This is a genomic window from Rubripirellula reticaptiva (genome assembly GCF_007860175.1).
GTDB lineage: Bacteria > Planctomycetota > Planctomycetia > Pirellulales > Pirellulaceae > Rubripirellula > Rubripirellula reticaptiva.
Window position 1 is genome coordinate 386,106 of the sequence record NZ_SJPX01000003.1, and the last position, 23,282, is coordinate 409,387.

Annotated in this window: 21 protein-coding genes and 1 pseudogene; 7 read left to right on the top strand and 15 right to left on the bottom strand. The window is 52.8% G+C overall.

The window, feature by feature from the left end; all coding sequences use genetic code 11:
- Positions 1 to 10: 10 nt before the first annotated feature.
- Positions 11 to 1,540 carry a PP2C family protein-serine/threonine phosphatase gene (locus tag Poly59_RS14220; RefSeq protein ID WP_146534769.1) on the top strand — a complete coding sequence of 510 codons (1,530 nt, stop codon included), beginning with the start codon at positions 11 to 13 and terminating at the stop codon, positions 1,538 to 1,540.
- 9 nt (positions 1,541 to 1,549) lie between these two features.
- Positions 1,550 to 1,711 carry a hypothetical protein gene (locus Poly59_RS29495; protein ID WP_186776247.1) on the top strand — a complete coding sequence of 54 codons (162 nt, stop codon included), beginning with the start codon at positions 1,550 to 1,552 and terminating at the stop codon, positions 1,709 to 1,711.
- Positions 1,712 to 1,784: 73 nt separating this feature from the next.
- Here Poly59_RS29495 and Poly59_RS14225 read toward each other — a convergent pair whose 3' ends face one another.
- Entirely contained in the window at positions 1,785 to 2,267 is a 483-nt protein-coding gene (locus tag Poly59_RS14225) for a hypothetical protein (RefSeq protein WP_146534770.1), read from the bottom strand.
- A gap of 947 nt (positions 2,268 to 3,214) precedes the next feature.
- On the opposite strand from Poly59_RS14225, the gene Poly59_RS14230 reads away from it, so the two are divergent.
- Genes Poly59_RS14230 through Poly59_RS14240 form a run of 3 tightly spaced genes read left to right on the top strand, consistent with a single transcriptional unit; the run spans position 3,215 to position 6,796 of the window.
- Positions 3,215 to 4,063: a DUF2202 domain-containing protein gene (locus Poly59_RS14230; RefSeq protein WP_186776248.1), complete on the top strand. Its 849-nt coding sequence runs from the start codon at positions 3,215 to 3,217 to the stop codon at positions 4,061 to 4,063.
- A 36-nt stretch (positions 4,064 to 4,099) separates the two neighbouring features.
- Positions 4,100 to 5,416 carry a sensor histidine kinase gene (locus Poly59_RS14235; RefSeq protein ID WP_146534772.1) on the top strand — a complete coding sequence of 439 codons (1,317 nt, stop codon included), beginning with the start codon at positions 4,100 to 4,102 and terminating at the stop codon, positions 5,414 to 5,416.
- A gap of 48 nt (positions 5,417 to 5,464) precedes the next feature.
- Positions 5,465 to 6,796 (top strand): sigma-54-dependent transcriptional regulator, encoded by a 1,332-nt coding sequence (locus Poly59_RS14240; protein ID WP_222436105.1) that lies wholly within the window; start codon positions 5,465 to 5,467, stop codon positions 6,794 to 6,796.
- Between the two features lie 93 nt (positions 6,797 to 6,889).
- On the opposite strand, the pseudogene Poly59_RS30165 reads toward Poly59_RS14240, so the two are convergent.
- From Poly59_RS30165 to Poly59_RS14275, 8 genes and pseudogenes are all read right to left on the bottom strand, one after another.
- Positions 6,890 to 7,109, bottom strand: a pseudogene (locus Poly59_RS30165) (transposase); the annotation flags it as partial.
- Between the two features lie 74 nt (positions 7,110 to 7,183).
- Positions 7,184 to 7,423, bottom strand: a complete 240-nt coding sequence (locus Poly59_RS30670; RefSeq protein WP_390621476.1) for a hypothetical protein — start codon at positions 7,421 to 7,423, stop codon at positions 7,184 to 7,186.
- A gap of 427 nt (positions 7,424 to 7,850) precedes the next feature.
- Positions 7,851 to 10,310 (bottom strand): glycosyltransferase, encoded by a 2,460-nt coding sequence (locus Poly59_RS14250; RefSeq protein WP_246151655.1) that lies wholly within the window; start codon positions 10,308 to 10,310, stop codon positions 7,851 to 7,853.
- 1,056 nt (positions 10,311 to 11,366) lie between these two features.
- Positions 11,367 to 12,395, bottom strand: a complete 1,029-nt coding sequence (locus tag Poly59_RS14255; protein WP_146534773.1) for a M56 family metallopeptidase — start codon at positions 12,393 to 12,395, stop codon at positions 11,367 to 11,369.
- A 451-nt stretch (positions 12,396 to 12,846) separates the two neighbouring features.
- Positions 12,847 to 14,892 (bottom strand): hypothetical protein, encoded by a 2,046-nt coding sequence (locus Poly59_RS14260; protein ID WP_146534774.1) that lies wholly within the window; start codon positions 14,890 to 14,892, stop codon positions 12,847 to 12,849.
- Between the two features lie 50 nt (positions 14,893 to 14,942).
- On the bottom strand, positions 14,943 to 16,280 hold the full coding sequence (locus Poly59_RS14265) for a dockerin type I domain-containing protein (protein WP_146534775.1): 1,338 nt from the start codon (positions 16,278 to 16,280) through the stop codon (positions 14,943 to 14,945).
- Between the two features lie 310 nt (positions 16,281 to 16,590).
- A complete protein-coding gene (locus tag Poly59_RS14270; protein WP_146534776.1) occupies positions 16,591 to 17,145 on the bottom strand; it encodes a DUF1559 family PulG-like putative transporter in 555 nt (184 codons plus the stop codon).
- A gap of 320 nt (positions 17,146 to 17,465) precedes the next feature.
- Positions 17,466 to 17,852: a GNAT family acetyltransferase gene (locus Poly59_RS14275; protein WP_246151656.1), complete on the bottom strand. Its 387-nt coding sequence runs from the start codon at positions 17,850 to 17,852 to the stop codon at positions 17,466 to 17,468.
- A gap of 149 nt (positions 17,853 to 18,001) precedes the next feature.
- Here Poly59_RS14275 and Poly59_RS29505 point away from each other — a divergent pair, with 149 nt between their 5' ends.
- Together Poly59_RS29505 and Poly59_RS14280 are read left to right on the top strand one after the other, a co-directional pair.
- Entirely contained in the window at positions 18,002 to 18,154 is a 153-nt protein-coding gene (locus tag Poly59_RS29505; protein ID WP_186776250.1) for a hypothetical protein, read from the top strand.
- A 52-nt stretch (positions 18,155 to 18,206) separates the two neighbouring features.
- Positions 18,207 to 18,596 (top strand): hypothetical protein, encoded by a 390-nt coding sequence (locus Poly59_RS14280; RefSeq protein WP_146534777.1) that lies wholly within the window; start codon positions 18,207 to 18,209, stop codon positions 18,594 to 18,596.
- A 383-nt stretch (positions 18,597 to 18,979) separates the two neighbouring features.
- Here the strand turns inward: Poly59_RS14280 and Poly59_RS14285 are convergent, their stop codons facing one another.
- The 6 genes from Poly59_RS14285 to Poly59_RS14310 all read right to left on the bottom strand — a co-directional run bounded on the left by Poly59_RS14285 (position 18,980) and on the right by Poly59_RS14310 (position 22,900).
- Complete coding sequence (locus tag Poly59_RS14285) at positions 18,980 to 19,405, bottom strand: hypothetical protein (RefSeq protein ID WP_146534778.1); 426 nt, start codon at positions 19,403 to 19,405, stop codon at positions 18,980 to 18,982.
- Positions 19,406 to 19,516: 111 nt separating this feature from the next.
- Positions 19,517 to 20,248, bottom strand: coding sequence for a hypothetical protein (locus Poly59_RS14290; RefSeq protein ID WP_146534779.1), 732 nt, complete (start codon positions 20,246 to 20,248; stop codon positions 19,517 to 19,519).
- A 95-nt stretch (positions 20,249 to 20,343) separates the two neighbouring features.
- The gene (locus tag Poly59_RS14295) at positions 20,344 to 20,709 is read right to left on the bottom strand and encodes a hypothetical protein (protein ID WP_146534780.1); all 366 of its coding nucleotides are present in this window, start codon (positions 20,707 to 20,709) and stop codon (positions 20,344 to 20,346) included.
- Between the two features lie 251 nt (positions 20,710 to 20,960).
- Positions 20,961 to 21,626, bottom strand: a complete 666-nt coding sequence (locus tag Poly59_RS14300) for a DUF429 domain-containing protein (RefSeq protein WP_146534781.1) — start codon at positions 21,624 to 21,626, stop codon at positions 20,961 to 20,963.
- A 111-nt stretch (positions 21,627 to 21,737) separates the two neighbouring features.
- Positions 21,738 to 22,325 carry a hypothetical protein gene (locus Poly59_RS14305; protein ID WP_146534782.1) on the bottom strand — a complete coding sequence of 196 codons (588 nt, stop codon included), beginning with the start codon at positions 22,323 to 22,325 and terminating at the stop codon, positions 21,738 to 21,740.
- Between the two features lie 290 nt (positions 22,326 to 22,615).
- Positions 22,616 to 22,900 carry a hypothetical protein gene (locus Poly59_RS14310; RefSeq protein WP_146534783.1) on the bottom strand — a complete coding sequence of 95 codons (285 nt, stop codon included), beginning with the start codon at positions 22,898 to 22,900 and terminating at the stop codon, positions 22,616 to 22,618.
- Between the last annotated feature and the right edge of the window lie 382 nt (positions 22,901 to 23,282).

Consider the following 23,282-nt stretch of genomic DNA (forward strand, 5'->3'; position numbering starts at 1 on the left):
ACAAAAAACAATGTTTAAAAAATCTAAAAGCCATCGTTCGATCCGATATCAGTTGCTATCAGTCACCAGCGTGGTAACCGTTGCCTTCGTGATCGCGCTCATCGTGATCGACTATCGCCGCGAAGTCCGACATCATTTTGCCGAAAAACAATCCGACCTTTACGAAGAAGCGAAGACGGTACTGCCAGGAGTCGTTCACACTCGCGAACATGGCAATAAGTCCGTCCAGAAATTCATTGACAGCATCTGCAATCGTATGGACGTCAAACATTCGCCCAACCATCACATCATTGTCAAGATTGCTGGCGACATGCTTCAGGCAAACACTCACTTCCGTGCGTCCCCCGAGCTGCTAGCGAAGTTTGATCAAGCGTCTCAACAAACTCAGTTTGAGATTGAAGCCGAGGGTAACGATCTGCTAGTCGGACGATACTCCGAAGGCGATGTTACCGTAATTGTCAGTGAAGACGTTGCGAGCCTAAGATCTGCGGTTATCGGCGATGAGCTGTTTCGAGTCTTTGGCATCGTGTTGATGGGAATTGCTGCAGCCACCATCGTTCACTTGCTGCTGGTTCGACTAGTTAGCCGTCCACTCGATGCGTTGGTCGAAAAAGTGAAGTCAGTTGGTCAAGGAATCTACGACACGCCACTCGCGGATTTTGAAAGCACGGAACTGCACGTGCTTTCCACTGAGATCACAGCGATGAGTGAAGCGATCGCCTATTCCGAGAATGACCGCAAGTCGCGATTAAAAAAGGCGCGTGACATACAACAAAACTTGCTTCCCAACGACGTCAAAATTCCAGGCGTCAGCATCGCGATCACGTACAACCCTGCGGAAGAGGTTGGTGGAGATTACTTGGACATTCTTCCCCAAAGCAATAACCGCTGGCTCGTCTGCGTTGCCGATGCGACGGGACATGGAGTGCCCGCCGCAATGAGCGCTGCGATGCTCAAAACAATGCTTCTGCAAGCGAGCGAGAGATCCGATTCGCCAGCCGAGATCCTGAGTGAAATGAATCGCGTGTTCATGCAAGTGCAGATTTTCGGTGACTTTGCCTCGCTGATACTGATCGAGATCGATCTTGCAGCCCGAACCCTCAGTTACGCGAACGCCGGTCACGACCCCGCCTGGCTGATGAAAGCTACGGGCGAAGTCCTGGAACTAGAGGCAACTGGAACACTCCTCGGAATTGATGAAGACGCGGTTTGGGAAGAGGAATTCGTTGATTTAACGGAAGGAAGCAGGCTCGCAATATCCACCGACGGCATCACAGAGACATTCGGAGCCGACGACGAAATGTTCAGCAAAGAACGATTGCTAAGTACATTGCGAGAATGCCGAAACCGTTCCCTTGCTCAAACCAACGAGAATGCTCGTCAACTTGTTGATGCACACCGAGCCAACGGCGTGCAAACAGACGACGTCACTCTTCTGCTGATGGAATTCGGTGCCTTCGCGCCGCTCGAAAAAAACGATTCAAACGAGTTGGACGGCTTCATCTCGCAAGCATTTCAATCGCCCCTCGGCAGACGGTAAGGCAATTTTATGCCTCCCATCATTCTGCTTGCCCATGTGGCCGGTGCTGGAAAGTCGACAGTCTCGAAAAAGTTTTCACTACCATCATTTGTCGTCCACGCTGATACGTTGCAGCAAGACGTGGTGCGACTAACATTTCCGTTCATGCGAAACATGCTTGGATATCGCTGATGAGTCGCTTGCCATCGGTTCGGTCGAGAATGTAGCTGACGGTTTGTGTTTTCGATGTCGCTTAACGATGGCATCAATGCGTTGGGACAGCGTGATTCTTTGGCAATTCCGCGTAGCCGTTCTTAATCCACAGCGAGACAACTTTTGCATGCTCTTGGACGAGTTTGATAGCGTAGGCGTCGTCAGCGGTTTCAGTCACGCGAACACCATGGTCCGTGTGTTCGATTTCCAGCTTGATCTTCTTTGCATGAGCGAAAACTTCACGGAAAAGCGGGTCTCGCATTCGGATCGGATTCGCATGCTCCATCCGGTCGTACATCGCTTCGACATGCGTTTGAATCATGCGGGCAACATCCTCTACGTCCGACTCCGTTCGCGTTTCGACACCGTTGGCAAGAATTTTTACTGTACGACGAATGTCGTCCCGATGCTCGATCAAGTAGAAAAAGTCCTGGTGGTCTTTCGCATGTTGTGAATCGCCCGCGTGACCGAGTCCCATTCCGGGTCCAATCCCCTGTTTGGTAGTTAAATTGGTTTGGTTCGCGGCGGCTTCCATTCGAGCTTCAGCGCAACTAGCGCATTCCTCTTTGCAGCCTCCCTTGCATGGCCCATGGGATTGAGATTCGGCCTTCGTCGAAATGACTGTCGGTGCCTCGGCATCAATACCACATTTGCCGCCACATTGCCCGGTCTGATCAACTGGGCATTGGTTTTTACTGCTAGTTGCTGTCGCGATACCGCCAGCGCAAAGTTCGCATGTGCCCGCCAATTGATTTCCGGCTTTGCAAGATTCGCTGCTACAGCCGTCTGCCTTAGCGAACGAAGTTGCTTTCGCTTTAGCCTCGGAACAGCAGCCAAGTTTCGATGATTCCGCCACGCTCGCGTTCAGCTCGGCAGCCTTATCTTGGCAGCAACGCTCAGCTGGTCTCGTGGTCGCTGCTTTTGACGATGACGATTCGTCGTTAGCTACCCCCGTTAAAGCGGTTCCAAGTACAGCGACGGCGGCAAACATAATTGCAAGTGAAACAAATTTCTTCATAAGTCTTTCCTTCGTGCGTTGGCCCAGTGTGGAGCCAGTGTGAGTTGATGTTGCTTAGCCCTTTTGCAATGACCGTACCGATGCGTCTCAACTTGGCAAAATTCATTTCAGTTCAGCGCTTCGGATCGCCAAATCAGCGTGGTTTTCAAGTCTCGCTGACGGATTTGGTTTCATGGATTTACTCGGGGTCTCGCGTGTCGACGAAACATTCCACTGCAAGTGCGCAAAAATTGCAGCGCTAAGACGGTTGGCGTGCGCACGAATTGCAGGATCAAGCCAGCGAGCAGCCGCTCACACAATCATTCGAACGCTCGTTTCCAACACAGTTACCCCAGAATCGTTGGGTTTTGCGAGTTATTGCCTCTCAATGCTCGATTGCTGGTGTACCAGTCGGAATGCGGCATCTCATTTGCTTCCAAAGGAGTAACACAGACGAATTACGATTTAACCCCAAGGTGAATGTTATGAAACGCTTACTCATTGGCCTCGGCGCATTACTCACGTTGGCCCTTGTCACATCAGATGTGATGGCGCAACAGCGTCGTGGCAAAGGCGGTGCTGGCACCCAAGCCCGGGCTGGCTATCAGAGGCAGCCCCAAAATCAGGGTCACTCGCAACGGGGAAGCCAGAGCCAGCAACCCACTAGCCTTCTCTCGACGAACATTGGTAGTCCCGATTTGCTGCGTATGCGGGAGGAAGAAAAATTGGCGCGGGATGTCTACACGTCTCTCGCGAAAACGTCGAAGCTTCCAATCTTTCGAAACATCTCCAACGCTGAGAGCCAGCACATGCAGGCCATCGAACGTTTGATTGGCGCAGCGAACGGAAACGCTTTCAACGACATTCCCGGAACCTTTAGCTACCCCGACTACCAACAGCTTTATCAATCGCTTGTTGCTAGCGGCACCCGTAGTCCGCTGGATGCGTTGATGGTAGGTGCTAAAATCGAGGAGATGGACATTGCTGATTTGCAGAAACTGTTGACCCAAACAACCAACCCACAAATTCGACAGGTGCTGGAGCAATTGATGCGGGGTTCGCAAAACCACTTGCGCGCGTTCGCGTCACAGATTGCAAAGCAAGGTGCGAGTTACAATGCCGAGTTCCTAACTCAAGAAGAGTTCGACCAAATCGCGAGTTCGTCGGGCCAAGGGCACGGTCATGGTTCGCAGGGTCATGGTTCGCAGAGTCGAAGCACCGGAAAGCAGTTCGGATTCCAAGGTCAGAATTCAGGCGGCCAGAATTTCGGCGGGGCCAACCAAAGCGGGCAAGGTGGCCGACCGGGTGCAGGCAACCGGGGGCGAGGAAGGTAAGGACGTTTCAGCGATCAACTTGAAGCAAAACAAACGATGCCGGAATCGAAACTCAGTCGCATGCCGAAACAACGGACTGTTGGAGTCGCTATTCTTTTCGTCCTCTGGATCGTATTTGCCGCGTGGCAGCGGACCGAACATCTACACCAATGTGAGTTGATCCACGAGTCGCTCTCGTCACAAGCCGAGTCTTTATCCAGCGCCGTCAGCAGCGGGGTTCAATCACATCGGTGGTTCGGCCCCTTCGTTCAGCAGCAATTGCCGTCGACCCTTGAAATCCTTGCCAGATCCAAAAATGTGGTTGCGATTGCTGTCGTGGTGAAGGATGGCTCCGACAAAGTCTTTTTTGCTGGCGACAAAGAACAAATCAACCTCGCACTACCCATTGGCGAACACACACGCGACGACACGCTTCAAGTCGTCAGTGGGTTCACGATGCAAAACAGCGCTCCAATGCACGGAGAAGCGGCTGATTACAAAGACGCGTCCGAGTCTGTTGATTTTCATGTTACGGTCGTGCTCGATCGCACTGGAATGATGGCTCAGGTCTTTCGCGAGGCCAGAAACCGCCTTCTAATCGTTGCATTGGGAACTCTGCTTCTCATCGCTGCGGGCGCGTTTTGGCATTTCACCGTGAGACTTGCCCAAGCTGAAGGAACGACCCGAGTCTTACAGACTGAAACAAGACATCTTCGTGAATTGGGGCAAGCGGCCGCAGGGCTGGCGCATGAAACTCGCAACCCATTGGGACTGATTCGAGGTTGGACACAGCGGCTCGTAAAAGCAGGGTTGCCGAGCGACGACCAACAAGAGCAAGCCGAAGCAGTAATGGAAGAATGCGACCGAGTGACCGCGCGCATCAATCAATTCCTGGCGTTCGCAAGGCAGGCGGAAGTCAACATTGAGTCGGTGGTTGTCGAGGACGTTATCCAGGAATTACACACGCTGCTGCAATCAGACTTGGATGCCGGTGGCTTGAAGTTGGCAATGATTCGACTCGATCATCCGGTCACGATTCGCGCGGACCGGGACCAACTGAGACAACTGCTGTTCAACCTACTTCAAAACGCCATCACCCTGGCGCCACGCGACAGCTCGATTACAATCACGATGTGCGATGAACGTCGCGGCAACCTTCGCTTGGAAATTGCCGACCAAGGTCCTGGGGTGCCGGAAGATATCGTTGAATCACTGTTTGAACCCTACGTCACGCGCCGCCCCGGTGGAACTGGTCTTGGACTGTCGATTGTTCGACGCATCGCTGTCGCACACGGGTGGGAAGTCGGCTACCACGCCGGTAGACCAGCCGGCAGTGTCTTTTGGATTGACGGAATCCATCGCGATGCGAGTTAAATGTAGCGCAAGCCTTTACTTTCTCTTTAAGTAGTCCAAGCTCACATCGTGAAAGCCAAATCCGCCAAGCGCACTCTTATGATCGTCGATGACGAGCCGTCACAGCGAAAGCTGATCGGTGGCTTCTTCGCTGCCTTTGGCTTCACAATCGTCGAAGCGGAATCCGCCGAAGGGATGCTCGATTTACTCGACCAGCATTCGACCGACATGATTTTGCTGGATGTGCGTCTGCCAAAGATGAGTGGTATCGAGGCACTGCCGAAGATTCGGGAACGATTGCCGACCGTTCCCGTTGTACTTATCACAGCGTACGCAGATGTTCGGCAAGCAGTCGCCGCGGTCAAAAGTGGAGCCGACGACTATCTGTCAAAGCCGATCGACCTCGAGGAATTGAAAATCGCCGTCTACGATGCCCTCGCCATCCCAACTTCGCACGATGCGGAAGACGAGGTTGTGTTGCCCGAGCTGCCTGCGAATTTCATCTACAGAAGCCGGGCGATGCGTCAATTGGTCCAGACAGTCTCCGTCGTCGCGCCGTCGGATGCTCCCATCCTGATCCAAGGGCCAAGCGGCACCGGAAAGGAGTTGATCGCGCAACTGATTCACCGTTGGAGTTCCCGAGCATCACATCCAATCGTGACCACGAATTGCGCGGGACTATCGGCAACGCTCATCGAAAGCGAACTGTTTGGTCACGTGAAGGGTGCATTTACCGGTGCCTCAGAAGATAGAAAAGGTTTGTTTCGGACCGCCAGTGGCGGCAGCTTGTTTCTGGATGAGATTGGCGAGATGCCGCTGGAGATGCAGCCAAAATTGTTGCGTGCGTTAGAAACAAACCAAGTCACACCGGTCGGTTCAGATCGGCACGTCGATGTCGACACGCGACTGATCGCCGCCACCAACCGCAATCTGATGGATGAAGTTAAAGGAGGCCGCTTTCGTGAAGATCTTTTTTATCGACTGAACGTCGTCGAGCTGATTATTCCATCGCTAGCCGAACGTCGCGAGGACATCATTCCGCTGGCAAGGCATTTCGCGAATCAATTCGCAAACCAGCAAGTGCGAATGTCGCCGCAGGCGTCTCAAGCGATCCTGACACATTCATGGACTGGGAATGTTCGCGAGCTACGAAACGCGATTCAGCGTGCATGCTTGCTTTGCCAAGGCGATGTGATTCTACCGGAGCATCTGCCTGCAAATATGGCTTCCGATGCAACGGCCGAACTAGCCGACACTGGACGCTTGTCGCAGGTTGAAAGAGCAACGATTCTATCAACACTCGAAGAATGCGATGGAAATCGAACTCAGGCTGCGAAAAAACTAGGCATAAGCCGACGAGCGTTGATCTATAAGCTTCACGACATCGATACCGAGACCTAGACCTAAGCCTCAGTTGAAAGTTAAACGAACATAGCTCTTCGACGACTCACAGCCTGACCATTGCCGATCCAGATCGTGCAATTGCACCATACGTCATGCTGCGAACACAACTTTTGCTAAGCAAGCGCAGTCCCAGCCAGATCTCAATCGCTTTCCCTTCACTCCGCACTTGGCCGTTTTTCCTTGCTTGAGCAAACTCAGGGCTGTCCCGCGAAGCGTACTGAAGTTTTCGTCAGCGTGACCTTTGCGGGACTCGTCTTTGGTCTTCCCCAAACGTTACATCCAACTGCCGGTGAAGACTGTTCTCGATGCCCTAGTGATCGCGAACCGCCGAGGCGAACCGTTTTCGCGAAACATATCGGTTTAAATCTAGACGAGCGCGTCGACCTAGGTCAGTTCGTCGTGCCCACAGTCGGGGCAGCATGCCGGCAGGGGAACATGGTAGGTTTCGTCGATCTGCTGAGGCACCGCTCGACGATGGTGCTTGCCGTGACCGTCGCAGCTCTTGCGTCCAGGCTTCTTCGGATCGGCTTTGAGCTTCTTGCGGAACGGAACCCCTTGACGCTTTGCTTCACGCCCGACTATTTCTACCCGAGCGGTCAGTTTCTCGATCTGTTTGACGAGCATGTTGTCGATCGCCTATTGCTGTTCAAGCAACAACTTGCAATTGAGGGAATCGGTAGTGATCTTGGTAATATCCATACCCGCAAATCCTGGTCGATTCACCGCAAATTCACCAACACCAGTTTTTCGCTCGGTAACCGTGTACCACTTTCCAAGTGCTTCAAGAAAAAAGCTTTCAGTCTCTTGTGCAAGATTGGCTGATTGCCTTTAAGTGATGCCGTACACAGATAATCATGTCGCTAAAGATGCAACCTTTAACATCGCCGTATCAAGCTTCAAATCTGAAACAACCACTGGTGCCAGAAGACGCAAAATCTGCTTGCAAAATCCGGTCTCGTACTATCGCATTCTTCTTCGCTTAGAATGTTACTCTACCCACAGAAAAACCCGAATGGACCGAGATTTCGTGGTTCCATCATACCAAACTCGCTTAATCTCTTCCGCGTTCTTTGGAGCTTGCAATCCGCTGCGGTGGATCGATCGAAGATAGACGAACAAAGGTTGCAGGGCCTCGTTGCATTCCAGTCCTGACAGCTAGATACCCTGGCAGTTCTTTAGCCAATTGTTCCGGCGACAGATGCTTGTCGAGGATGACTGTCACCGCCCCGCGTGATTCGACGAGCGACTGCAAACGCCGCGCGTCAGCAGACCGCAGGTGAATCACATCGGAACGCTGTAAGTAGAATGGTATTTCCGAAAATTCATGCGAAATCGTCACAACGGGATGCTCCGCCAACACGCCGACTGCCTTTGCGAGTGGTGAACCGACGCCGAGGATTGTCTGGGACCGACTATACATTGGCACCATTTGATGCATTACCATCACCACGAATAGTGTCGTTATTCCAGCGGATGATGCCCACGCAAGTTTGCCTTGGTGCCGATCGCTTAACATCAATAACGAACTTACCAAAAGCGTCGTCCAAAGCATCGCCCAGAGGTACAACGAGTACGAACTTTCAAACCCTTCGTACAAAGCGAAGATGACGAAGCCGACTCCGGCAAAACAAGTGGTTGCGGTTGCTGACCGGGCAGACCAAAACCGTGCGAACCAGTATCGATTCATGTGACGAGTATCACTTAACGCATTGTTCAAATAGTGCCCGATCATTAGCGCCAGTGCTGGAGACGCGGGAAGCAAATAAGTCGGTAGCTTGCACTTCGCGAGCGAGAAAAACACAAAACACCAACCGCTCCACAGCAACAAGAACCCCAACGCGGGCGAGCGAGTGGCACGGCTTATTTCCTGGCGTGAAAAAAGGAACTTCGTGTACGGGATCGTCAAGAACGACCAAGGATGACCTGCAACCATTAGCACAGGAACGAAGAACCAAAAAGGTCGAGCATGAAACTCCCCAGAGAATCGCTTGAGGTTGTGTCGGTACAGAAAGTCAAGCACAAAGTTCGAGTCCTGTAGCGTGACAGCAACTAACCATGGCGCTGTAATGATCCCCACGGTTGCAAACGTCAGCGCGTAGTGCCACCAGCGAGGCTTTGCACACGAGTCAGACAACCACGCAAAAGCAAACACTGGCGGCAGTAGCAGGATCAACGACAACGGCCCCTTCGCCATACAAGCCAATCCACAACAAACGGCCGATGCCATCCACCAGTGCAGTTTGACGCTTTTGCCCAGGATCGACTCATAGGCAGTGAAGAGCGAAAGCGAAACTAAAAACGTTAGCACTCCATCGATCAGCAAATAGCGGCTTGTAAAAGCGAATCCAGCAGACAACAACAAAACAGTCGCACTGATCACTCCCGCTGTCCTGCCGAACAATCGACTTCCAAACCAGAGCGTTGACAAAAGCGTTAAAAATGCGGCGATTGCGGGCACCAGCCGCGCGGACCACTCGCTGATTCCGAACATTTTGTAGCTAGCCGCGCACAGCCAATACAGTAAAGGTGGTTTATCGTAGTAAGGCTCAAAGTTGAGCTGGGGAAGTGCCCAGTTATTCGTCACCAGCATTTCTCGTGAAATCTCTGCGTATCGCGTCTCGTCCCGATCAATCAGCGGGTAGCCAAGGTTGGCGAAGAGGAAAATCGCGGCAAACAGGATTAACGCTCTTTGAGCCCAACCGATCCACTTCGGTTCTTTGCTACTTTTGGCTATACCGCTGCGTCCGTTTTGCCCACCCTGAGAAGGAAACTGAATGGTGTTCCACCAGTACCGGACAAGACTCTTCAAGACCCTAGGGATATGTGATGCTGAAACTGTGCTGTGTCCATCGACACGGGGCCGGTGAGTCACCCCTACCTCGACGATTGAATACTGCTTTTGATTCGCTTGCGTTAGCAGCTCTGAGTTAACGAGAAAGCCGTCGGTCGAGATCGTCAAGTCTTGAACAACCTCACGGCGAAACATCTTCATTGCGCAGTCGATATCACGAACCTTTGTCCCCAGAAGCAGACGCACCAAGTGGTTGTAAACTCGCGAGTAAAGACAACGCAAAAAGCTGTCCTTTCGATCAATTCGATAACCGCAAACAATGTCATACCGTTTGGATAGCAACGCGAAACGATCAAGTTCAGCCAAGTCAAACTGACGATCGGCGTCGGTGAAAACCACAAGGTTTTTCGTTGCCGCAGCGAACCCGTTTCGCAGAGCTGCCCCATAGCCGAGATTCTGCCCATGGCTGATGAGCCGGACCGCCGGATTTTCTACAGCAATGTTTCGAACTAAGTCCGCTGTCGCATCTCTGCTACCGTCGTCGACAACGATGATTTCATATTCGTCGCTGATCTGACGAAGTGCCGCATCGGCTTCCTCGATGGCCCCATTAATTGCGTCTGCTTCATTCCAAGCTGGAAGAATCAGGCTGACACTGGAAATCTCCGCCTCCACTGACGGAATGGCTTCTACGGCCATGTCATTTGATGAAACTTGCATCCTTGCAGTCCAATCTACGAAAACGTTAGGAGTTTGAGGTGTAGCGGAAAGAGTCTGTCTTGGGTTCGAAGCTCGGTCATGTCGCCGCAGCTTCCGTCATTCGCCTGCGCGCAGCATTCTCGATTCAGGAATCTTCACCGCAGCAGTGTTTGTCGACGAAAGCGTTGCAGACAGTCCCAAAACCGACAATTACTAAACACGCAGTAATTAAGCAACCCAAGATTTCCGTGTTGCCCCATGTCCAGCGCCTGATTCGCGGATGTGCTTTCGCTACAGCCCAAAGCAGTTTAGATCGCGATAAAAAATCGTAGTTTGGTGCCGAGAGGCGCTGCCCGGTTTGAGCCCGGCAATCGAGAGAGATCAGAAGTTTGCCGCACTCATAAGTTCAAAAGCGGGCAGGTATCCTGTTCGATTTGAGTCATCAAGAACTAGCACTCCCGAAGAAGAAAGTTTTTCAATTGCGTTTCTCATGCAGCGGACCCGGTCCTGTCCATCAACGACCACGACGTAAAATTCACGGTTGAATCTCTTTATCGTAGAAGCGTATCGATCCGATCCATCGAATGGCTGAAATACGACTTGTGCATTGTCGGGAATCGAAGCAGAAACTTGGTCGTGTCAAGCGAGATCGTACTCGACCGATATCACTAACCGAGCAAGCTTGGCAAAGAAACGTGTTGAATAACCACTGCCATATTCAAAAACGTTAAATGATTTAACAAACCTTTCAGCGATCAGCTCAACGACCGAATAATTCATCCACGGAATTGGATCACCAGTGGCTGATTTTGGTGCATGCTCTCGAATACTTTTAAACCAGCTAACCTCATTGAGGAAAGATTTCCGACAGCAAATCAGCTTGTAGCATCCGTAAGGAACAGCAAAATGCCGCCTGAATTTTCGAGTTAAGGTTGGTGACATCGCTAGTACGTGCGAATGACTAATACCGAAAAATCGCGCCACAGAAGGAAAGGCAACACAGCCTTGATTGACTATTAATGGGGCGAGGTCAAAATCGAACAGTGCTCTTCAAATCAAGCTTCAACGATGTTCTGTTTAACGAACAAACCGGATCCTGTTTTGATCCATTTCAAATGAAAACTCGCCTCGGCAACTTCCTTTTTGATTGACAGAGCCGAGCGACCGTTTGATGAGTGCCAAGTAAGCCCAAATAGTGATCGCGGCGACGAGTATGACCAAGACAATTAGAGCTGCATACTTCCGCCAAGGATTCTCCGATTCATTGTTTCGCCCAGCCAGCTGAACCAGTCGTTTGCTTCGACGCACCAAGCTGCTACGGCGGGAAATTCCAAGACCGTCCTCTTGTCGATCTCTTTCGGTGCTACGTTGCGCGACAGTAGCCAGCGACCGAAGATAATTCGCAACATCGCCTTCCGACCGCACGACCACTTCATCGCAAAGGTACTCGCGTGCCAAGTCCGCTCTTCGAGCAGCCCACCATACGACAGGATGAAACCAATAAACCGCGGTGCAAAGATTCTGAAGGCGAAGCTGTCGCGGATGTTCGTGCTGAAAGTGAGCAATTTCGTGCAAAATAGTGTGGCGAATAACTTGGTCTGATTCGTTCAGCAAATAGCAAGGAAGAACAATGGTGCATTGACCTTGGCTGTAACAGAACGGGCCGATGGACGCGTTAGTTGCAACAATGCGTGTCGCCACTGACAACTCTGGAACGATTCTACCTATCTGCGTAAGCTCGTCGTCAGCCAGGTCGCAACACGTTGAACGTATCCAACGACTGAGCAAGCATCGAGCACTGAGACGCAAGGCTGCAACGATCGATGTGCCAATCCCCCAAACTGATAGCAGCACGATATCAATCCCATTTTGCTCGGCAACAGAATTCAGAAATCCTGGTCCCTTTGCAAATTCAATTCGAGCCGACGGAATCAGCACCAAGACGATGGGAAAGACCAGCGAAAGCCACAAGCCCAACGTCCATAACCAACAAGCGAATTTCGTGTCATCCGCAAGTGTTTCCAGCAGCGATACACACACCAGAATGCCACTGGTGTAAAGAATTACGCCGGTCGCAACTGCGATGATGATTTCAGGGTCACTCATCTTCGCTGGTCAACTCAACCTTAATAAAGGCCCCGATTCTGTCGAAAGAAGACTTTGTCAAGTTGGCATCCCAATCAGGGTTCACCGATTTCACCGAACTCTTGCGAGCACACAAGCATCCTTGGACTTCGCAATCCGGTGGCTGCCTCGTATTGGGCACAGCATAACTTTGGTGGATACCCCTTTGGCGATATTCACTGGGCGATCCAATTACATCGCTCCACGCATCGGCAACAACACGAATAGCCCTGATCGGTTCTAGCGTCCCGTCTTCGCTACTCAATATCAGTACGGCTGCCGAGCAATCGAGTTTCTGAAAATCAATTGAGTCCATACAAAACATTTGACCAATTGCGACAGAGCGGAACTGTTGGCGTCCTAGTGGCTGTGACATGATGTGATTCAACCAATCTTTTCTGTTGACTCATCAATACTTGGTTGTGCTTGGCAATCAATCGTCGTGATCGTCATCGTGGTGATGGACGTCGTATCCAGAGTGCTGTCCAAAAGCACCACTAAGGACATCGCCGATCTGAACACCGACTTCATCCGCAATCGTGGGGAAATTCGTTGGAAACGGTCGATAGTGATCGTCGCCGATCTCGAACCTCAACTTGCCGCGTCCACGACCATCAGTGACGATTTGTCCGACCACGACCCCGCCGACGGAAACCGGATAGGTGGCATATGCTGCAACGCCAAGAATCTCGGCCTCAAACTCGGTCTCACCGCGTTCGCGTTCAAACTCAATCTTGCCATAGCCGGAACCGATAAGGCGTCCCGACCACTCGCCATTCTGCTGAAGAGTGACGACAGGCATGGCAGGAACGACGGAACTGTTTGACGTCGCCCCAGAATCAAAGTCCTGATTCTCAGTTGGTGAAACTATGGATGTCGTTACTGCAGGAACACTCACGAAGTCATTATCGTGGTAGTCTTCGCTAACATTGCGTTCGCCATCATCGTGGCTTTCGTTCTCATTGGAACCATCGAGGTTACGGTCGAACGAATCATCGCAATCGTTTTCGGCGTATCCTTCATCAAATGACTCGGCATCATTTTCATTAGAGCTGCTATCAATCGATTCCAACTCATGCATCTGTGAATCGTCGTAGCCGAGGATTCCATGATCGCTGCTGTCTGACGAACCATCTTGTGACGCAGTGCTTGGTGAGTCGCCTGAAGCCGAGCTAACGCTTTCCGAAAGGCGATCGTTAGTATTTGTTAGGCTCACGCTTGCGGAATCGCCAGAAACACCAACGACAAAGTCATCACGATCTTCGGTACAATCATCACTGCTATCGCGATTCAGTTCTATACTGTCGTACTGAGCGTCATTCAGCTCGCTTTCACCATCGCTGAAATGATCTTCGTTACCTAACTCGACGACATCGTCGTCATGGCTACTGTCGCCCGACTCCACTTCGCTCGGTTGTGAATCGTCGTTGAAGGAAACCATAGACGACGTAGTAGTTTGCGAGAGTATCGAGATCGAACTGACGCTTGCGGGAGGACGGCCATCAGTATCCGTCGCATTCTCATTCAATGAGTCATCCGAATAGTCGTTCATCGCATCGTGGCTTGACGTCTCGTCATCGAGGTTGCTCAAGAATTCACTGACGCTGTTGTGACTAGACGAATTAATTTCAAGACCGGATTCGCTATTCACAATCGTCGCGATAATGTCATCGTGATCGTCTTTTACATGAAGCGTGTCGCTTGAGTCGTCTTCAGAATTGCCAATATCGCCGAACATGTCATCGATGGAATTGTCGTTCGATTCATTTTGATCGAAATCAACTAACGAACTGTCCCTGGGCTCCGAGAATGTTCCGGAGTCACCAGCAGCGAAGTTGCTTACGCTTGACTCGCTGATTCCCAAGCCATTCGTGTTCCTATCACCGCTAACTTGCGTTTCGACATCGCTAACTTTGCTGCCAGCGACATCGCTAACGACTGGCGATGACAGGGGAGGCACCGCGACCGGTGTCAGTTCCGCGGACAGGCTACCTGTTGCGTCCGTCGTTACCTGCCCCATCGACACGCCACCGATTTCCAGCGTGTACGTGGTATTTGGCGAGCCAACTGCCAAGAACATCGTTCGCAAACTCAAACGCTTGGGTTCACCGGATAAAATGGAAATGTTGTCGGCAACAGTTTCGATGACCAACTCATCTTCATTGATCGGTTCCTCAGGCGAATTACCAAACGTCGCGGCAACAGGCGCCGTCTGTGCTAGAGAAGAGATCGAAGTCGCCGACTCGGCAATATCAATGACAACGGGGCTTGAGAATACCGCCGCATTTGTTGAGACCGGTGCGGAATAGGCAGCAACCGAAAGCGCAACTTCGGCTGGCACAGATTGGGAAGCAACCCTGTCCACATCTGTCAAATTCGACGCGAGCAATGACCTTAGCCCGAACGCCAGAAGATTTCGACGCTCTAAGGTTTCGATCTGCATTCCACGACAACGCATGATTGTTTGCTTTCGACTCATCACATTCTCCTCTTGGTGGTTATTTCATCAAACACGAGCAAACAAACGGCTCAATCGTCGTCATCGTGGTCACGGCCATCGTGGTCACGACTTTCATCTCGATCGTCATCGCTGTCACGATCGTGCCCGCTGGATACCAACGCAAAAGTTCCCGTCAGGCTGCTACCAATCCTAATAGTCGAACCTGCTGCGATGCTTGGGAAGCTCGCAGGAAAGGGGCGACCATCGTCGTCACCAACTTCAAACTCCAACTTGCCTTGCCCGCGACTGTTGGTGCGTAGTTGCCCTACCACCGTTCCATCAATCGAAACGGCTAGGGATGCATTGGCAGCTAGGCCGCTTGCTTTCACTTCAAAATCCGATTCTCGATTGTCGCGTTCGAACTCCACAGTCCCTGTTCCAACGCCACTGAGAATCGTTCGCCACTTACCGTACTGCGAACCGGCAACGACCGGACCATTGGAAGGCACCTGATCGTCATTGATACCATCGTCAGCAAGATGCACTCCGTCGTCCCGAACTCCGTCGACATCATCAAAACCTTTTTCGTCGTTCACACCATCTTCAAGATCGCCGACTCCGATGTCATCAACATCGCGGACACCGTCATTGAGATCGTCAACGGCGTTCACATTTCCCGAACCGTTCGCATCTGAGTCGTCGACGTCGTTCCTGCCGTCGTCGAAGTCTCCCGTCGCATCGTCATCGCGGTCGTCAATTCCTTTCTGACTGTTTTCAATTCCGTTGCCATCATCAGCATCGTCTTGATCTTGAGGTTCACCGTTGCTGAGAAACACACTCGTTCCGATTCCTGAAACCGTCACGGTGCCCCCGGCAACAACAGCCGGCAACTGCTGACCACTTAAACTCGATTCACCGAACTCAATTCGCCCGCGCCCATTCGCATCCGTCGAAACGCTACCTAGCGACACGCCTTCAACCGAAATCTCATATGCCGTCAGTGGCGATGCGTTTTGAATTTTGACTTCAAGCTTACGGCCTTGCCCTTCGTTTTCGAATTCGACTTTGACTCGCTCCCCAGCGACGCCCAACATTTTGGCTTCAAGTTCGCCGCCAGGGTTTACGGAGTCACTACCGAGCTGATTGATAACCATCAAAGCGTCAACCGCCGAAGCATAGCCGTCGTCGTTAACGTCCCAGTAGCTGTCCGAATGCGATACAACTTCCTCACCAAAAACAGCGTTACGATTCAGGCTATTGATAATCGTTAGCGCATCGAGTGCCGAAACGGCATCGTCGTTGTTCACGTCGGCCGGATCGAGAAAGTTGTGAAACCCATCGCCAGCTAGCAAATTGCGACACTCTAACGATTCCATTCTCAAAGAGCGGCCTCGGCGGATAGATTTACGGTTGCGAGCGTGACTCATGATCGACTCCGGATATGACTGGGGCAAAGTGATGTATCTGGCTAGGCAATCAACATGCCTGTCGCCGTCTTCAAGCCCAAATGTGCGATGCCATTGGCATTCGATGAATTCACCCCATCCGGTTGATTCCGACTGCCGCGACTAGTCGCTCAGAGCCTGTCCACGCCGTGGACAGAAACTCTCACTTGACCCGAAGGCCTCATGTCGACTTGAACCCACAGAGAGTTCCCTATCGACATCGGCAATACTAGCAACGAAATTTGCCGCTTCGCGTTTTCTAAACGAAAGCTAATTTTGGCTCACTCACGGTCTATTCCGAAGACAGAACTTCGTGACCGTTGCGAGTACCCAACGCTCGCCAAACACTTAAATCCACACTGTCTGTGGTCGTGTGCACGGAGCCATCCATCCACAATGTATGCACCATACCGAGGTGATAACTTCGAGCAGTCACAGCCGCATAAGTCGGCTCGGTCATGCTCGTTCCCTCGTACCGCGAGTTGTAGTCGATATCATAGGTGATACCGTCTGAATGCACGTAAGGCACTTTTGGGTTAGGTGCAAACACGGTTGTGAATCCGCTTTCATGTACCGGGCTGTCACACCACTCTGTGTGCCCGGCATTGTCGTTCTGTCCTGGCCCCAACTTGAACTGCGCGCCGCCTGCAAACAATGCCAGATAGTCGGCGTTGGGCGGCACGTTTGGCCCTGGGTTGGCGGTGTTGCGGAAATAGGGCGTGAACGTTTTCACTTCGGCTTGACACAGCGTATTGCTCAAACCGTCCGAAATTGCTTCCGGACCCAGGGCAATCGCACGTTCAAGTGCGGTTAAATCCGGCGTAAATGCCATCCAGGACGGCGTCATCCCATCCCGCTCGCATACGTTTGCCGCGAATGTTGTCTTTCACAGTAGTGTCGCGTTGCAGAATCAACGAAGAACACGGCAATGAGCAAGCAGATCGCAGCTGGGAGAAATCTCCAACGCGAAAGCGCGCCGGGTAAGTCAGACGAAACGTTAGTCGGAGCGAAAGGATTCATTCAATCAGTTGGCGAACGTTACCGATCACCCGGTCGCGGCGGTTGATCAACCACTTCAAAACGCCCCGCTACCGCGACTCGGGTGCATCGGATGGTTCGCCGCTTTTCGCGTGGGACGCCAAGCGTTTCCCCATGCTGATGCGTTGCTCAGTATCGTATCCCAGTGAACCGTAAAAGGCCACGACCGCGTCGTTTTGTGAACGGACCTGAAGGTTGGATTTTGGGACAGTCAAGGTTGCTGAGTGCTTGTTCCGCGTGCCGAATCAGCGTCGAGCCGATACCGCGTCGCTGTTGCGTAGGAGTCACCGCAAGTGAGTAGATCCACCCTCGATGCCCGTCGTAGCCCGCCACGACCGTTCCAATTACGGTCGCGTCCAACTCGGCTACAAAGAAGAGGCCGTCATCCGCGTCGTATTTGCGTTGGATCGATGCCGCAGGATCATTGTGTCCGGTTGAGTCCGGGAAAACGTCATCCCATAGCGATATCACGTCATCGCGATCGCTGGGCTCGTAATGTCGTACTTGAATGGGCAACGTGAATGGCTCTCTATCAACTGAGGGAAGTCATTCGGCGAACGCTGGCCGTCAGCGGGCGGCGGGAGAAGACATTGATTTGCCAAGACGCGAGCCACCGCCGCTCCGTTGCACGGCATTGTTATCTGGCGGGTTTTGGAGTTAGTGCGATGAACCTTGATGAATTACAGGCCGAAGTTGAGAAGTTGCTTGCGTTGCTGAAAGACAGGCAGCCGGGGCTCATGACGTGGAACATGTTTTTGAACGAACGATTGGAAGCCGTCCAGAAGATGATCGAATCTGCGGGTGTGTCGTCCAGATAACGGCGGTGATCAGCGGGTCGGGAGAGTTGACTGTCCATTGGTGAAATCTTGCATGCCCGACTCCGTTGAATCACATGGTTATTTGTTTGCCCGAACCAGTCGTCGGACTAGCGGCCGGCAAGCCGTCAGCCTACCGGGCATGGAGTCGGCCGACAAATTTTCGGGCGCTGCGTTCGCCAGCGGGTCGGCAGTCGCACGAGTCGATCACGGCGCGCCATCAAGCGTTGGGATAGCGAGTTGTGCGCCGAGGCCATCGGTTACGATGCACCAAAAGACGCGTCGGTTTAGTACAAATAACGTTACGGTTTACCGGGCGGCGGCGAAGGCCGTGATTTCGACAGGACGTGACCACCGCCGCTCCGGTACAACCGATGGTTATCGGTTTTTATTGACGAGCGTTGATCGGGTTCTGGGCAGCGGAAACCCCGTCACCACAGTGTAGCGGGCGTTGGTTCGTGCCGCAAGAAATTGAGCATTGGCCGGGCCGGCAAGTGAACGAGTGTTGCCTTCCGGCAGGGCGTGTTGTCCGTTACCGAAGGATCAAAAACGTTGCGGTGCCATCAACAAACGCCAACAGCGAACACAAGTTAGGCATGCGCGCGGTTTGGGTCGCGAAAGTCGCCAACGGAGGATCGAGGCGATTGATTTACCGATCAGTCAATACAAAAGCCGAACGACAAATTGTCAATCGAGCGTTGCAGCAATCGCTGGTGCAAGCGAACACTCCAAACACCTGAGGAGTCATTCCGATAACGGTAGACATCACGGGGGACGGACGAAAGACTCTCCACTTCAAAAACCGCGCAAGCCGTCCTCCCGTGCATGTCATGGTTCCCCGCCGTTTTGCGAGTAGGTTTCCGCCAGCCACGCCTTCGGGAGATTGACCACCCGATCATCGCGGAACTGGATCACGAATTGGGTCGGGAATCCAGAATAGGCCACAAATGTGTCGGTCGGCAATATATCGTCCGGGTACCGGTCAGTGAATCCATCACGATCTCGGCGTTGGATCTGAATGTCAGTCCATGCCTGAGCCTTTGTATGAGAACCAGGTGTACCATCACCGAGCGTTTGGCGTACCTGTCCGAGCGAATCGCCATTGTCAACGTATAGTGCGATTGCAGGTAGCAGCGCGTGTTCGTCGCCGAGTACTCGATAGCGAAACGCGGAATCGGTCATGCAATGCCACACGACGCCGACGAGGCTCAGCGATAGCAATGCGGCGAGACAATAGAGCGAACGTGCAAGCACTTTTCAGTCGGGGAACGTTGGCAATCACCCGGTCGCGACGAGCAATTTTCCATTGTCAAAACGCCCGACTTCGCGACTCGGGTGCATTGCGTGGTTATCCGACATGTGGCGTCATGTTTGCGTCGCGGTCAGTGCCGACCGGATCGCCATTAGTTGCGGCCATGCGTACGCGAAATCGTCAATAAGTACTGGATCGTCGGGTCCATCAAAGAATCGATAAACAGCATCTGCCTGTAGCCAGTTTACCACTTCGGTGTGCGGTTGTCCCGTCGTGTCCCAGAAGGCGTTCGAAAGGCGTCCCTTTTTCAGCAGGGTGTCATCATTGTTCAGGATGAAGGCCGCAAGGTGTCGCTTGGCGTTGTCAGTACGCTTCGCGATCCAAACATCGAGAAATCGTTGGACAGACGAAAGGGCGTTTGATATTGAGCAAAGAACGGTATCAATCGAGTCCTCGAATGCACCAATGATGGGATCGTCCAGTTGATATTCCCAGTATTCGTCGAAGAATCGATTTACAGCGTCTCGTTCGCGTTGGGGCCACGAATCAAATTGCCCGTATTTGAGTTTGCCGAATACCACGGCGAGATCGAGAAAGTCGTCACGATGCTCGATTGATAATTCCAGCAGGCGTGGCAGAAAATGCTTGAAGTGACGAACGTTGCCCCATGTTGATATGGCCTTACGGGAATAGCGTTCGAGTTCCTCGTAGGTCAACTCGCGGAGTGGTGGAGCACCGAGTCTCGCTGAATGTTCGGGGCCGACGCAGCAATCGCAGCCCGTGAAATCGTCGCCGATTCGACAGTGGGCAAACGTCGCGTAGAGGTCGTCGATTGCGTCGTGCATTGGAGTACGTGAGTCGGATAACGGCGGACATCACCGAGGACGCGCGAAAGACTCAACCATTGCCAAACCGCTCGGCTCGCGTCCTTCGGTGGATGTCATGGTTCTGCGTCTTTCTCAGTCGTAGGTTGAGTTTGCCGCTGGTGATAAATCTCGGACACCAAACTGACGAATTCAGTGGCACCAGCATAGACATCTGATTCATTTTTGGCGTAGAAATAGTTTACACCGTCAACTGAAACGATGGCAGGGTTTTTGCCTCCCTCTCGCACCAGTACATGAGTTTGCGTTTCGTCGGGATGGGTGACGGTCACGTGCGCGATAATCGGCGTGATGTGCTCATTGATGTCGCCGTAGTAGGTTTCGGGAACAATTCGTCGAAACACGGCGTCCTGATAGTCCGCGGGAATAGTCACAGGCTTGTTGGTCGCGGCTCGGTAACCGCTCCATGGGTGAAGGAACACTGTGATTGCATCCGCCCGTTTGAGGATTGGTGTCGGCGGTGTGAATCGAGAAGCATGTACCGTGAGGAGGAGTAGCAATGCAGCGGCACCACACCCGAATCCGAGGAAGAAGATTCCTGCTTTTCTCATGTCGCGAGTTTGACGATCATCATCGGTTTGGCCTCAATCGCAGAACGTCCGCCGTCACCGGGCGGCGAGAGTAAACTTAACCATCAGAAAACGCGCTGACGCCGCTCCGGTGCACGGCATTGTTATCCGTCAGTTGGCTTCAATTCGGGCGCAAGCACAACGAAAGGACCGTGACCGGTCCGATCAGCATTGTGATGCCTGAGTCGGTACAGGCGACTTGGACCAGTGTGGCATAGATACGCGATCGTTGCACAGACGGCAGCATCCAAAGCACCGTCCGACAATTCGGGTAGTGAACCAGAGATGCCAAACGACTGCGACCAAGAATCCCAAAGTCGCGACACACAATCCGCCGCGCCGGGTTCACGTTTGTAATTCATGATGGCATCGTCGAACGACGGGCCACAAGCAAAGTGGAGGCAGGCTCGTGGATGGGTTTCGATTACGGTTGGTACTGTAGTCGATAACGAAACAGCAAGCATTTGCCCTCGGACCGGAACCGCCATGAGAGAATTGACGGACGCTACCCAGTTGCGATTTGCATCTGGAAGCAATGCACGAAGCTCCATGTCGGATGAGCGGAACCCCGTCAGGTCAGAGAGTGAGACAGTCAATTGTGCGTCGATTGCAACCGCACTGACATCGTTTGAATCTGCGAATGAGACAATTTCCGGCAGCGAGGTTGAGTGTGGCGGAAGCCGGAACGCAAGCGAGCCGTCTTCGTCAGATAGGACGGCGGCCCACGTGTTGTTGGCACCGGCAACGTCTACGCCGAGATACAGTGTCATGAATACAAGTTCTTCAGTCGGATAACGGCGGCGTTGACCGGGCCGCCGCCAATCAACATTGACTTCAGGAACGACGCGATCGGCGGCTCCGCGTCCAACGCTTGGTTCTGCCTATTCGTCCTTGCTGTGTGACGTGGCGCGCTCTCGATGTGGCGGACCAATCAGGACGGCCACAAAAGCCATCGGCTTCTCCCCCCGCACTTGCTTTTTCTCTCCGCTGGGTGAATGGTACAGCACCGGCTCAACTGTTCGATTGCCTGTTTCATCCGCCATCGTGACTCTCACCTCATATCCAGCGACTGGTGCCCAGCCAGCAACGCTCACCAACACGCGGCCATCTTTGCGTTCAGGAATGTCTGCGCCGACAGGGCAGAAGGAGGCATTTCCAAGGCTGCCACCCCAAACGCGATTGTCGACTTCATCGTCCTCCAGCAGCCCGTCACAAATAGGCACCCAGTTTGTGACAGCGAAATACTCGGACTCGCCCAGTTGTTTGAGGTGCTCTGCAACCCAAGATTCGACGACGGGGCCATCCTGCTTCGGAGTGCGCGCGGTGACCGGCATGATGACTTTGACGAACACCTGATTGAATTGTCGCCGCGCGATCGACTCCGACGTTGCATCCTGAGCGGGTTGCGCAGCCACAATGGGCGTGAGCGTGTAGAGCGCCAGCGAAAGGGCGAAGCTAAGACATCTCATTCTGAACCTCACAACGTGTCAGTATTTGGCAGAACGGGGGCGATCACGGAGGCACGGCCCATGCGGTCACCATTTGTAGAATCCGTATGCCGTGCTCCCGTGCATCGCATGGTTCCCCGCATTTGGAGCGGGTATTCGGCGACCATGTGGAACGATTGTCACCAATCATATCAAACGCATCGAACGTCGGCAAATTGGTCGAAAGGAACCACGCAAAGACGCAGAGACACAAAGTTCAGCCGCGAATTGTCCGCGCAAGTTTTCGAGCGCCGGAGCATCGCCGAGCGCCATTAGCGAAATGGAATCACGTAACGTCGTAGTGCCGCAATGTTGTGCCGCGTATCGAGCTGGCAACATTCCGGGCGCCGGCCATTATCGTGCGCATCGACCGCACATTTTTGAGCAAGTGAATCGTCAGCATTGTCCACCGCGATTATCGTGCCGACCATCGACCGCGCAACAGTCAGCGAAAGCGAAACCCGGTTTCCATCGATCGAATCGTCGGCAAAGCGATCGGTGACCAATTCAGTCGGGGAACGTTGGTGATCAGCGGGTCGGGAGAGACGACTTTCCATTGGTGAAACCTTGCAAGCCCGACTCCGTTGCATCACATGGTTATTTGTTTGCCCGAACCAGTCGTCGGACTAGCGGCCGGCAAGCCGTCAGCCTATCGGACATGGAGCTGGGCGGCAAGTTTTCGGCCGTTGCGTCAGTCAGCGTTGTCAGCAGTCGTGGGAGTTGATCAGGGAGCGCCATCAAAGTTGAGATCACGAGTTGTGCGCGGTGACCATCAATTCCGATGCACGAAAAGACGCGTCGGTTTAGTACAAATAACGTTACGGTTTACCGGGCGGCGGCGAGTGCCGTGATTTCAAAACAGCGCGACCACCGCCGCTCCGGTACAACCGATGGTTATCCGCTTTATCGACGGGCATTGATCGAGTGTTGGGCAGTGGA

Excerpts from the sequence above, each read along its gene's own strand:
- Poly59_RS14220 (WP_146534769.1), top strand. The coding sequence starts at position 11 with ATGTTTAAAAAATCTAAAAGCCATCGTTCGATCCGATATCAGTTGCTA.
- Poly59_RS29495 (WP_186776247.1), top strand. The coding sequence starts at position 1,550 with ATGCCTCCCATCATTCTGCTTGCCCATGTGGCCGGTGCTGGAAAGTCG.
- Poly59_RS14225 (WP_146534770.1), bottom strand. The coding sequence starts at position 2,267 with ATGGAAGCCGCCGCGAACCAAACCAATTTAACTACCAAACAGGGGATT.
- Poly59_RS14230 (WP_186776248.1), top strand. The coding sequence starts at position 3,215 with ATGAAACGCTTACTCATTGGCCTCGGCGCATTACTCACGTTGGCCCTT.
- Poly59_RS14235 (WP_146534772.1), top strand. The coding sequence starts at position 4,100 with ATGCCGGAATCGAAACTCAGTCGCATGCCGAAACAACGGACTGTTGGA.
- Poly59_RS30670 (WP_390621476.1), bottom strand. The coding sequence starts at position 7,423 with ATGCTCGTCAAACAGATCGAGAAACTGACCGCTCGGGTAGAAATAGTC.
- Poly59_RS14250 (WP_246151655.1), bottom strand. The coding sequence starts at position 10,310 with ATGCAAGTTTCATCAAATGACATGGCCGTAGAAGCCATTCCGTCAGTG.
- Poly59_RS14255 (WP_146534773.1), bottom strand. The coding sequence starts at position 12,395 with ATGAGTGACCCTGAAATCATCATCGCAGTTGCGACCGGCGTAATTCTT.
- Poly59_RS14260 (WP_146534774.1), bottom strand. The coding sequence starts at position 14,892 with ATGAGTCGAAAGCAAACAATCATGCGTTGTCGTGGAATGCAGATCGAA.
- Poly59_RS14265 (WP_146534775.1), bottom strand. The coding sequence starts at position 16,280 with ATGAGTCACGCTCGCAACCGTAAATCTATCCGCCGAGGCCGCTCTTTG.
- Poly59_RS14270 (WP_146534776.1), bottom strand. The coding sequence starts at position 17,145 with ATGACGCCGTCCTGGATGGCATTTACGCCGGATTTAACCGCACTTGAA.
- Poly59_RS29505 (WP_186776250.1), top strand. The coding sequence starts at position 18,002 with ATGAACCTTGATGAATTACAGGCCGAAGTTGAGAAGTTGCTTGCGTTG.
- Poly59_RS14280 (WP_146534777.1), top strand. The coding sequence starts at position 18,207 with ATGCCCGACTCCGTTGAATCACATGGTTATTTGTTTGCCCGAACCAGT.
- Poly59_RS14290 (WP_146534779.1), bottom strand. The coding sequence starts at position 20,248 with ATGCACGACGCAATCGACGACCTCTACGCGACGTTTGCCCACTGTCGA.
- Poly59_RS14300 (WP_146534781.1), bottom strand. The coding sequence starts at position 21,626 with ATGACACTGTATCTCGGCGTAGACGTTGCCGGTGCCAACAACACGTGG.
- Poly59_RS14305 (WP_146534782.1), bottom strand. The coding sequence starts at position 22,325 with ATGAGATGTCTTAGCTTCGCCCTTTCGCTGGCGCTCTACACGCTCACG.
- Poly59_RS14310 (WP_146534783.1), bottom strand. The coding sequence starts at position 22,900 with ATGGAAAGTCGTCTCTCCCGACCCGCTGATCACCAACGTTCCCCGACT.